Here is a 10,212-nt window from a genome sequence, read left to right as displayed (position 1 = left end):
GGATCATTAAGTCCTTCTCGAAGAATATCAACCGCGGATGGTTCAAGTAGACCTTTGACGTACTGCGCCCCGACGAATCTCATCTCTTCATCATCTGAATCCATGAACCTCTCTGCGGCCTGCAACAACGAAACATCGTATCCCTTGATTTTTCTGTAAGTCTTCAGTGCTGTTATTGCTACGTTTGAATCCTCGGACTCGACTAGCTTTCTCAGCGCCGGAACCGAGACCTCCTCCGGGAATGGTTCTAGAGATTCAACTAGAATCTGCTTTGTCTTTGAAATGCGAAAATCCTTTATAAGACCCAAAAGCTTTTCTGAAGAAGTCGAATCCAGTTTACCGAGCCTTGAATGAATAGCAAGTTTCTGGAATTTTCCCGAAAGCGAAGAGAGCACCTCTTCATCTAGCTGCAGTTCGCCATTGTAGGCAGACAATATCCTTCGAACGTCGGTGCTTGGATCTCCGTTGAACTCCTGTAAGAGTTCGCTCTCTCCGGCTTCCGCAAGGGAGATAACAAAGGTCTTCCTAACCTTTTTTGAAGGATCTGCAGCAATTTTCCTCGCCAACTCCTCGTCCTCATAACCGAACTCGACGAGTTCCTTCGCCGTTGCGCTTCTAACGAGGTCTGACGGGTCATCAAGAGCCTTCAGTATAGAATCTCGATCTTCACCGAATTTCGCCATCGAAGAAACCGCGTTTTTTCTGACATCCGGCGAAGGATCATCAAGAAAAGACTCGATATTCTCGATTTTCATATCGCGTTCCACTGCTGATTTTATTGCCCTTGCCCTTACGTATGCCGATGGAGATTCCAGCATATCCTTCACATTCATTTCGGCTCTTGAGAAAATCTCCTCCTCAATAGCCTGAAGCATCTTTCTGATATCTTTTGGATTCATTTTATCCACCTTCAATTCCAATCAGGATTTCTCCTTCATCAACAAAGAATCTTACGCTTCCTTCTTCTCCATAAAAACCGGCAGACTTTACAAATTCGGTCACCGTGTTGTAAGAGTTGCCAGATCTTCTAATAATTCTGTCGCCGGAAACGTAATATCTGATTCTCTTGTATCGACCGTCAACAATAGCGTCGAAGCTAATGAAGGAGGTCCCCCACGAAAAGTTTCCGATTGATCGGTTGAGATCTCTTTCAATAACATCGAAGGTTCTGGAAAGCGACATGTAACTCTTTGTCTCTCTCACAATGTTGAATGACATCGCAATCGACATGTTCACTATTTTGAAAACCGATATCAGAAGTATCGCAGAAACCGCAAGCGACACAACCATCTCAATCAGAGAGATTCCCTTCCTCATACTCAATCATCTCGAGAAGGTTTTCCAGTCTCTCGAGGACCCTATCCCTGCCGAGAACGGAGATCGTCTCGAAAAGTCCCGGAGTCACAAGCCTTCCCGTTACCCCCCCTCTCAAGGTCTGAAAAGTATTCTTCTTCGAAGCTATCTTTTCATCGGCAAGCTCTCTTACGGTTTTTTCTACTCCTTCAACAGACCAGTCAAGAGAATCCTCAAATTTCCTTATTGCTGCCGAGATTAAATCCTTGCTCCAGTTGTTCTGAAGATACTTGGAAACATACTCCTCTTGATAATCGAGCTCATCACTGAAAAAGGGAGCAGAGAAATCAAATAGCTGTTCAAGCGTGTTTATCTTCTCCCTGCACATCGTGAGTACCTCTCTCGAGTAGAACTGGTCGGACTCAATGATCGCGTAGTAGTCAAATCTTCCGGTGAACTTCAACCACAATCCAAACTGGATCATGAGCTCCTCGGGATCCAGCAATCTCAAATGCTTTCCGTTTATCCATTCGAGCTTCTCATAATCGAAGACAACGCCTTTGTTAGAGATATCGGAAGGAATGAAATCCTTGACCTTTTCGTGATAATCGAAAATTTCCTCATCGACCGTCCATCCGAGAAGCGCCAGATAATTCATAAGCCCCACGCTAAGATAACCTTCTTCTCTGAAATGGTCCACGCTTGTGTGGCCGTGCCTTTTTGAAAGCGGAGCCCTGTCACTCCCAAGAATCAGTGGTATATGCATGAATGTAGGCGGTTCCCAGTCGAGAGCTCTATAGATCATTATTTGCCTTGGAGTGTTCGTAAGGTGATCCTCGCCTCTGAAGACATGAGTAATATCCATCATATGATCATCGACTACCACAGCAAAATTGTAGGTGGGGAAGCCATTGGACTTTATAATTATGAAATCCGAGAAGTTCTCGTTCTCAAAACTCATCTTCCCTTTTGAGAGATCAGAAAATTCCGTTTTGCCCTCTGGAATCCTGAACTTAATTGTGTAGACTTCGTCACCTGATATATCAGGCATCTCCATTGAGATTCTCAGCACGTCTTCCTGATTCGACTTTTTGTAGACCGCATAATATGCGTGTCCTCTCTCGACGAGCTCTTGAGCATACTTATCATAAAACCCGAGAGCTACTCGCTCGCTCTGTCTATAAGGACCGTACTCCCCACCGATGTCGGGACCTTCCGACCAATTAAGACCGCACCATTTCATGGAAGAGAGAATCTGGTCCTCGAATCTCTTCTCGGAACGCTCGGTATCTGTATCTTCTATTCTCAGCACGAAACTTCCATTTTGATTTTTCGCAAAAAGCCAGTTGAACAGCGCTGTCCTTACACCGCCAACGTGAAGATTGCCTGTCGGACTTGGCGCAAATCTACACCTTACCATTCTCTGCCTCCTCAAGTAACCTCTCAAGATCTTCGATACTATTTGCTCTCATGACTTCTGCAGTTCTCCTCTCGTCTAAATACTTTCCATCTATGAGCACCGACCCTATCCTATCTGTCCAGCCACCGGTACCACCCATGAGAATGACGGGGTGTCCGTAAGAATATGAGGAGATTATCTCAAGCAGAGTTCCTGCTTGACCTCCGATTGAAATCACCACATCTGCAGATTTAGTAAGTATCAACGATCTCAAAGCAAAATCCATCCCAGTGCGAATCCTGATTTCATTGTGGGTGTTGCCCTCATCTCCGGCGGGGAGCACACCAATAACACGTCCCCCTTCTTTCGAAACAGCTCTAGAAACAAGTTCCATTACCCCGTCTCTTCCACCCGTCATAACAACGTGTCCGTGCCTGGCAAGAGTCCTCCCTACTTCTTCGCAAATTCCGTGAAGCTCCTTCACGGGGCTCGCGCTTATTGAACCGGAGTATCCTATTACCGTTACGTGAAGCATCATTCATCACTTCCAAGATACTTTTCTACCACCAGACTATCTCCAAGAACCGCCGCAGGATCGCCCGAAGAAATGACCTCTCCCTTGTACAGTACGTATAACCTGTCGACCACTTTAGCTATGGATGAAACATCATGATCCGTTACGATGACACCGATCCCCCTGCTCTTTAGCTTTCTGATCATCTTCTGAATATCCTTCACTGTCATTGGATCGATGCCGACAAAGGGCTCGTCCAGAAGAATGAACGAGGGTGAAAGAGTCATAGTCCTGGCAAATTCAAGCCTTCTCTTTTCTCCCCCAGATATGAGAGAGGCAGTTTGATCTTTCAGAGAAAGAATACCAAATTCGTCAAGAATTTCACTTGCCTTTTCCAGGCATTTGTCTTCCTGACCCGTTAGCTTCATCACCATTGTAAGGTTTTCGATTACTTTGAGGCCTCTGAAGATCGACGTTTCCTGAGGCAAATAGGCAATCCCTCTCTTGGCTCTTTCGTGAATAGGAAGGTGTGTAATGTTCTCACCATCAAGGAAAATGCTTCCCGAATTAGGAATCACAATTCCCAGGATAGACTTGAAGGCGGTGGTCTTTCCTGCACCATTTGGTCCAAGGAGTCCCACAACCTCAAGAGAGGATGCCTCCAGCGAGACATCCTTTAATACTCTTCTTTTTCCGTAGCGTTTGTCAAGATGTTCGCATTTCAGATAAGAAGGATCACTCAATTCTGAAAACCTTTCATATATTCAATGATCGCGTCGGTAACATCGTACGCGGAAGAACCATAAACGACAACCTCACTGGAGAGCACCATATCTATTCCGACAAACGTAGCATAATCCTTTATTCTCTTGTTGACCTGTTCCATTATTACCTGAAGCTTTGCATTGTAAGTCGTTTCAAGTGTTTGTTCGTACTGGCTCTTCTTCGTAAGGATCTCTTGCTGTTTCTGTAGAAGGGCGTCTTGACTCGCTCCAGAATTTGCCAGATCTTGATATTCTTGGCTAAGAGTATCTAACTGGCCCTGATAAAACTTCGTGTCTTTCTGATAATCGATGTTCAAAGTTACCCAGTCTTTTGTCGCTTCTAGCACCTTCTGCATATTGGCAAATGCAATCTTTGCAGGCTCCGATGGACCAGCACCGCCTTCAGAAACAACTATCGCTCCGACAGCCGATACCATTATCACAATAAGAATGAATCTCAAGGATCTTTTCACAAGAACACCTCCTAAAATACTCTCTTTGAATCCAATAAAATTGTAACGGGCCCACTGTTAACAAGTTCTACGTCCATGTGAGCCTGGAATATTCCTGTCTCGACTCTCACAGTCTTAGACGCCATCTGGAGAAAATCGTTGAACAGCCCCCTGGCCACTTCAGGTTCGGCAGCATCGGTAAACGAAGGTCGCCTGCCCTTTCTCGCATCACCCATTACTGTGAACTGCGATATGGCAAGAAGCGATCCCGAAACATCTATAAGGGAAAGATTCATTTTGTCATTTTCATCTTCAAAGATACGGAGATTAACCGTCTTGTCTACCAGCCACTCCACATCTCTCTCATCATCTTCCCTGCCAATTCCAACAAGAACAAGAAGCCCCTTATCTATCTTGCCCGTGACCTTTCCGTCCACAACTACACTCGCACTACTTACTCTTTGAACTACAGCTCTCACGAAACTCCTCCGTATCTCTTAACATTTTGAACGCCCTTCATACCCCTGAGGTTCTCCATAACTGAAGTAAGATGGGCTACATCCTTGACAAGGATATTCGCAATCAGTGTATCATATCCCCACCTGCCTGCTTCAACGGAGTACTTCATTACTTTTGCGTTCTTGTTTTCAAGTCTCTCAAGAGACTTGTTTACAATGGTTCTATCAGCACTATCAAACTCCACAACGATCCAGGAACTGAATTTGCCGCCAGTGTCAAGGTTCCAGTGTGCCTCCACAAGCTTGTCTTTGCTTATGCCTTTCAGGTTTCTACAATTGCGAGTGTGAATCGAGATCCCCCTGCTGCTCATTACAGCAACGATATCGTCCCCGGGAAGCGGAGTGCAGCACTTAGCAAAATAAACGGCAATTCCCGTTTCACCCCCTACAACAACCTCATTACCCTTTGCCTGTTTCTGTTTTATCAGTTCCGTCTCTTCGGGAAGAGTCTCAATCTCTTCTTCCTTCGGCGCAAGAAGGCTTAGAACCTCTCCCATAGTTACCGATCCATCACCAAGCTTGCTGAAAAGATCGTTTTCATTGTGCGCACCCAACCTGTTCATCAGGGCCTTTATTTGTTCTCCCTCAATGAGGTCATCCATCGAAACGGCAAGACGTTTGCTTATCTTTCTGAATATCTCTTTGCCCCTCTCTACGAGTTTCGCCGAGTATTCATTCTTGAAAAATCTCTTTATCTTAGCCTTGGTCGAGTTTGCTCTCACATATTTCAGCCAGTCGAGACTCGGACCTTCGCTTGCCTTGTTAACAATTACCTCAACCCTATCACCAAGTTGCAGTTCATAGTTGACCGGAACGAGACGATCGTTCACCTTGGCACCGGCGTAGTGATGGCCAACCTCAGTGTGGATGGCATAAGCGAAGTCAATCGGTGTGGCCCCTTTCGGAAGATGAACCACCTCACCCTTTGGAGTGAAGACAAAAACCTCTTCGACCTCTAGCTCGCGAGAAATAGATTCCATATCTTTGAAGCTTTCTATGAAATCTTTCTGCCAGTCAACGAGCTGCGTAAACCATGTTCTATCCTTTACATCTATGCCTTCTTTATAAACCCAGTGAGAGGCAACACCGTATTCAGCTTCCTTGTGCATTCTCTCGCTTCTTATTTGGATCTCCAAAGGCTCCCCTCTGTGGGTGATTAAAGTTGTGTGGAGTGACTTGTATCCGTTCGATTTGGGAGCGGCTATGTAGTCTTTGAATCTACCAGGCATTGGTGGCCAAAGAGAGTGAACCGCTCCCAGTATCTTGTAGCAGTTGACTTCATCTCCGGTTACGATACGGAGAGCAATTAGGTCGAATACTTCATCGAAAGACCTATTCTTCTTAATCATCTTCTGCCATATGCTGTACAGATGCTTTACTCTTCCTTCGATCAAGGCGGAGATCCTGTTCTTTCTCAACTCTCGAAGCACAATTTCTTTGTATTCGTCCATTATGTCCTGACGTTCCTTAAGCTTTCTGTTGACCTTGAATTTTAGTTCCTTGAACTCTTCGGGATACTCATACTTGAAAGAGAGATCCTCGAGTTCGGCCTGTATTTTGTGCATACCTATCCTGTGGGCAATCGGTGCATAGATTTGAAGTGTCTCTCTTGCCTTGTCACGCTTCTTTTCAGGATCTTTTAGAAAGTCCAGCGTTCGCATGTTGTGAAGCCGGTCCGCCAGTTTCACTATGATTATCCTAGGGTCATCTGAAAGTGCCAGAAGCATCTTTCGTAATGTCTCGACTTTCATTCTCGACTTGACTATCTTGGACTCAAGCTTCTCATTTAGCTTCAAGTTGCTTATCTTTGTCACACCGTCAACTATGAGGGCTACCGTATCTCCATATTTTTCTGCGATCTCCGATAGTGGAACATTGCAGTCTTCGACTATGTCATGAAGAATTCCGGCAATGATTGTGTCGTTGTCCGCGGAAAACTGGGCCAGTATTTTGGCGACTTCAATGGGGTGACTTATGAAGGGCTCTCCAGAGTCTCTCATCTGTTCCTGATGATGGAAGCGCGCGAACTCATAGGCGTCGAAGATCCGCTCTTTGTCTCTCCTCTTGAGGCGATATTGAAGAATGCTTTCGAGGTCACCCAGGAGAATCTGGGCATCGATTTCAGTTCTGGCCACTATCTCACCTTCTATTTGTTTATTTTAGCATGAAGCAACTGGTGAATACAGCGAGCCATGCGCAAAGATTTCCAGTCGAGGAAGTTGAGAAGTTCATTCTTCAGCCCTGGTCTAAAGCGTTGACCTAATCGAAACGGTAGAATATTAGAGTAATCATTGTCCTTAACACGGGGGTGAACATGTGAAGAAACAGTCGCTACTAAGTGCGTTGCTAATCATGTTGATGATTTCACTGTCGATAAGCTGTTTCGCTACTTCCATAGACTCAAATCATATCGTCACGGAAAGTAAAGTCCACTTCTTTGTCGAGGGAGAGAGAATAAACGGTATTCTGACACGTCCAGAATCTTCAGAAGGACCCGTGCCAGTTGTTGTGCTACTTCATGGATTCCTGGGACATATGGATGATCTCACTGTGTACGGTTCTGAAGAATCCCTCTACAGGATGACCGCAAGGCTTTTCGCCGAAAAGGGCCTGGCATCGTTGAGGTTTGACTTCAGGGGCTCCGGAACAAGTGATGGCGAATGGAAGGACACTACTTTCACGAAACAGATATCCGATGCGATATCTTCGATTGACTTTCTTTCATCGGCGGAAGATTTAGACAGCCGAAGAGTCGGCGTAGTCGGTCTCAGTCAGGGTGGTCTCGTCGCAGCCTGTCTCGCAGCTTGCGACTCCAGAGTCAAGAGTGTTGCCCTCTGGTCGGCAGTCGCAATACCCGTTCACACGTATTCGGCACTTCTCGGTAAGGATTCCGTTGATAGAGCTATTGAAGCAGATCCACTCGAAGAAATCACCGCAGAGATTTCCTGGGGAGGAACAACTGTTCTCAGAAAGGAATTCTTTGATGAGCTGTTTCTTATAGATCCCGTTGCCGAGATCGTTTCCTACGATGGGCCACTTCTGGTTGTCTCTGGATCGAAGGACGATCTGGTCTTTCCCCAACCGGAAGTCTCAAATCTCTTCACAATGTACCACAAAGGTGTAGACAGACTGCTTCAACAGGACTCCGGTCACATTTTCGACCTTTTCGAAAGACAGGATAAAGTGCTGGAGATCATCGATGCTACTCTGGAGTGGTTTTTGATAACTCTTTAGAAAGGGGTGGATAAATATGAGATTAGAAGGTAAGAAGATAGCGGTTCTTGTTGAAGACGGCTTTGAAGATCTCGAATTCTGGGTACCGGTGATGCGGCTTCGCGAAGAAGGAGCAGAGGTGGTCATTGCTGGCAGGGAAAAGGGCATTCTTTTTCTTGGTAAGAGCGGGCTTGAAGCGTTTTCGGATTCAGACTTCAAATCGATAGACGTCTCGAAAATGGATGGGATTGTGATTCCCGGCGGGTGGGCTCCCGACAGGCTTAGACGATTCGAAGAGGTGAAGAGTCTGGTTAGAGATGCCAACGAAAGAGGAAAGGTTATCGGGATGATCTGCCATGCCGGTCTCGTTGGAATATCGGCAGGAATTGTGAGGGGTTCGAAAGCAGTAGGAAGTGAAGGAATAAAAGATGACCTAATAAATGCTGGTTCGGTTTGGGTAGACGAGCCGGCATTAGTTGATGGCAATCTAGTTTGGGGAAGAGTGGTGAAAGACATCCCTGACTTCTGCAGGAAACTGGTCGAAACTCTCGAAAATGGACTCCGTTGACTCAGTCAAATAATGACAACATGAGAAAGGGTCGGCAACAAGACCTGTGATTTTCTAGTACCTCAGAGTAGAACCGAATGCAAGCACTCTCTTCATTATTGGTTCTACCAGTGATCCTTGCACTAAAACTGCTCAGTGAAATTCTTCAAGTAATGTATTGAAATCCGACAGAATTTATAGTATTATTAGAATAACCCTCCCCCCAGGGGGGGGTCCAATCGAAGGGGTGATACGATGATGTTCTTTGGATTCCTAATAGTAATCTTTGCGGTAGTATTCTTTCTGAAGCCTGATATCCTGAAGAGTCGAATGACTATCTCCTCCTCATATGACAAAGAAATGAGAGTTCTCAGAGAAAGACTGGCTAATGGAGAGATCTCAATTGAGCAGTACGAGCAACTGAAAAAGCCGCTGTCTGAGGAAAAATGAGATGAGTTTTGAGAATAATCATGTAAAAGAAGAATATATTGTAGAAGGCATGACCTGCGCGGCATGTGTAAGAGCCGTTGAAAAAGCTGTCTCTAAAATCGAAGGAGTGGAGAGGCCTGTAGTAAATCTCGCTACGGAACGTCTTACATTCGAAGTGTTCCAGGAAGTCGATAAAGGCAGAGTATTTGAGGCAGTAGAGCGGGCAGGATACAGTCTTAAAGAAATTCCGGTTTTTAGGAAGGCTGTAATGGAAATTGATGGAATGACATGCGCTGCCTGCAGTACAGCCGTAGAAAAAGCAATCGGAAGGCTGCATGGAGTTGAGAATGTCAGTGTCAATCTATCTTCGGACACCGTTTCTTTTAAGTACGATCCCAACATCTTGAAAATTGGAGAGGTGAAGAAAGTAGTTGAAAAAGCCGGATATAGGCCAGGCAACCTCGTCACTGAAGCATTTGAAGAGAGCCGACTGAAAAAAGAGGCTGCAATAGCATCCTACAAGAGGAAATTCATATTTTCTGCGGCCTTCGCTCTGCCGCTGCTGATAATTGCCATGGGCCATATGATGGGCCTTTCGCTTCCGGCAATCATCGATCCCCATCTCAATCCCCTTAACTTCGCCATAGTTCAGCTAATTCTAACGATTCCGATAGTAGTTGCGGGCAGAGATTTCTATTCCAAGGGAATACCAAATCTCTTCAGAGGAAGCCCAAATATGGACACTTTAGTAGGTCTAGGGACGGGAGCGGCATTCTCTTACGGAATCTTTGCGACGGTTCAAATAGCCCTCGGTAGACACAGCTACGTAGGAGATTTGTACTTTGAATCGGCCGGAGTGATTATCGCTCTAATATCTCTCGGCAAGTATCTTGAGAATCTTTCAAGGGGAAGAACTTCCGATGCCATAATGAAACTTATGAATCTCTCTCCCGAAACGGCTCTCGTAAAACGGCAGGACGTCTTCGAAGAAGTAGCGATTGAAGAGATAGAGGTTGGAGACGTTCTTCTTGTCAAACCTGGTATGAGAATCCCGGTGGATGGGGAAGTCTTGAATGGTGCAAG

At 45.6% G+C, this 10,212-nt stretch carries 12 protein-coding genes; 4 read left to right on the top strand and 8 right to left on the bottom strand.

The window, feature by feature from the left end; translation table 11 throughout:
• The 8 genes from BG32_RS09750 to BG32_RS09715 form a co-directional block, all read right to left on the bottom strand.
• A partial coding sequence (locus BG32_RS09750; protein WP_121526752.1) for a HEAT repeat domain-containing protein occupies positions 1–899 on the bottom strand: 899 nt, incomplete at its 3' end.
• A gap of 1 nt (position 900) precedes the next feature.
• Positions 901–1,317, bottom strand: a complete 417-nt coding sequence (locus tag BG32_RS09745) for a type II secretion system protein J (protein ID WP_014731326.1) — start codon at positions 1,315–1,317, stop codon at positions 901–903.
• The gene (gene gltX, locus BG32_RS09740) at positions 1,292–2,713 is read right to left on the bottom strand and encodes a glutamate--tRNA ligase (protein WP_014731325.1); all 1,422 of its coding nucleotides are present in this window, start codon (positions 2,711–2,713) and stop codon (positions 1,292–1,294) included. The genes BG32_RS09745 and gltX overlap by 26 nt, the downstream gene beginning before the upstream one ends.
• Positions 2,700–3,230, bottom strand: coding sequence for a TIGR00725 family protein (locus BG32_RS09735; protein WP_014731324.1), 531 nt, complete (start codon positions 3,228–3,230; stop codon positions 2,700–2,702). Before BG32_RS09735 ends, gltX begins: the two co-directional genes overlap by 14 nt.
• Positions 3,227–3,949, bottom strand: a complete 723-nt coding sequence (lptB, locus tag BG32_RS09730; protein WP_006488303.1) for an LPS export ABC transporter ATP-binding protein — start codon at positions 3,947–3,949, stop codon at positions 3,227–3,229. The genes BG32_RS09735 and lptB overlap by 4 nt, the downstream gene beginning before the upstream one ends.
• Positions 3,946–4,443, bottom strand: a complete 498-nt coding sequence (locus tag BG32_RS09725) for an OmpH family outer membrane protein (protein WP_006488305.1) — start codon at positions 4,441–4,443, stop codon at positions 3,946–3,948. Before BG32_RS09725 ends, lptB begins: the two co-directional genes overlap by 4 nt.
• An 11-nt stretch (positions 4,444–4,454) precedes the next feature.
• Positions 4,455–4,901 (bottom strand): D-aminoacyl-tRNA deacylase, encoded by a 447-nt coding sequence (gene dtd, locus BG32_RS09720; protein WP_006488307.1) that lies wholly within the window; start codon positions 4,899–4,901, stop codon positions 4,455–4,457.
• Positions 4,898–7,075: a bifunctional (p)ppGpp synthetase/guanosine-3',5'-bis(diphosphate) 3'-pyrophosphohydrolase gene (locus tag BG32_RS09715; RefSeq protein WP_006488309.1), complete on the bottom strand. Its 2,178-nt coding sequence runs from the start codon at positions 7,073–7,075 to the stop codon at positions 4,898–4,900. Before BG32_RS09715 ends, dtd begins: the two co-directional genes overlap by 4 nt.
• Positions 7,076–7,256: 181 nt before the next feature.
• Here BG32_RS09715 and BG32_RS09710 point away from each other — a divergent pair, with 181 nt between their 5' ends.
• The 4 genes from BG32_RS09710 to BG32_RS09695 form a co-directional block, all read left to right on the top strand.
• The gene (locus BG32_RS09710; RefSeq protein WP_121510291.1) at positions 7,257–8,174 is read left to right on the top strand and encodes a S9 family peptidase; all 918 of its coding nucleotides are present in this window, start codon (positions 7,257–7,259) and stop codon (positions 8,172–8,174) included.
• Positions 8,175–8,190: 16 nt separating this feature from the next.
• Positions 8,191–8,721, top strand: a complete 531-nt coding sequence (locus tag BG32_RS09705; RefSeq protein WP_006488314.1) for a type 1 glutamine amidotransferase domain-containing protein — start codon at positions 8,191–8,193, stop codon at positions 8,719–8,721.
• Between the two features lie 234 nt (positions 8,722–8,955).
• Entirely contained in the window at positions 8,956–9,150 is a 195-nt protein-coding gene (locus BG32_RS09700) for an SHOCT domain-containing protein (RefSeq protein WP_121510290.1), read from the top strand.
• Position 9,151: 1 nt separating this feature from the next.
• On the top strand, positions 9,152–10,212 hold a 1,061-nt coding region (locus tag BG32_RS09695; protein WP_147434917.1), incomplete at its 3' end, for a heavy metal translocating P-type ATPase.

The sequence above is a fragment of the Mesotoga sp. HF07.pep.5.2.highcov genome (assembly GCF_003666285.1).
Taxonomy (GTDB): domain Bacteria; phylum Thermotogota; class Thermotogae; order Petrotogales; family Kosmotogaceae; genus Mesotoga; species Mesotoga prima.
This window is presented reverse-complemented; position numbering and strand designations above follow the sequence as displayed.

Bases quoted from the DNA above. Each gene is read 5' to 3' on its own strand.
- BG32_RS09745 (WP_014731326.1), bottom strand. From the start codon at position 1,317: ATGAGGAAGGGAATCTCTCTGATTGAGATGGTTGTGTCGCTTGCGGTT.
- BG32_RS09705 (WP_006488314.1), top strand. From the start codon at position 8,191: ATGAGATTAGAAGGTAAGAAGATAGCGGTTCTTGTTGAAGACGGCTTT.
- BG32_RS09735 (WP_014731324.1), bottom strand. From the start codon at position 3,230: ATGATGCTTCACGTAACGGTAATAGGATACTCCGGTTCAATAAGCGCG.
- BG32_RS09700 (WP_121510290.1), top strand. From the start codon at position 8,956: ATGATGTTCTTTGGATTCCTAATAGTAATCTTTGCGGTAGTATTCTTT.
- gltX (WP_014731325.1), bottom strand. From the start codon at position 2,713: ATGGTAAGGTGTAGATTTGCGCCAAGTCCGACAGGCAATCTTCACGTT.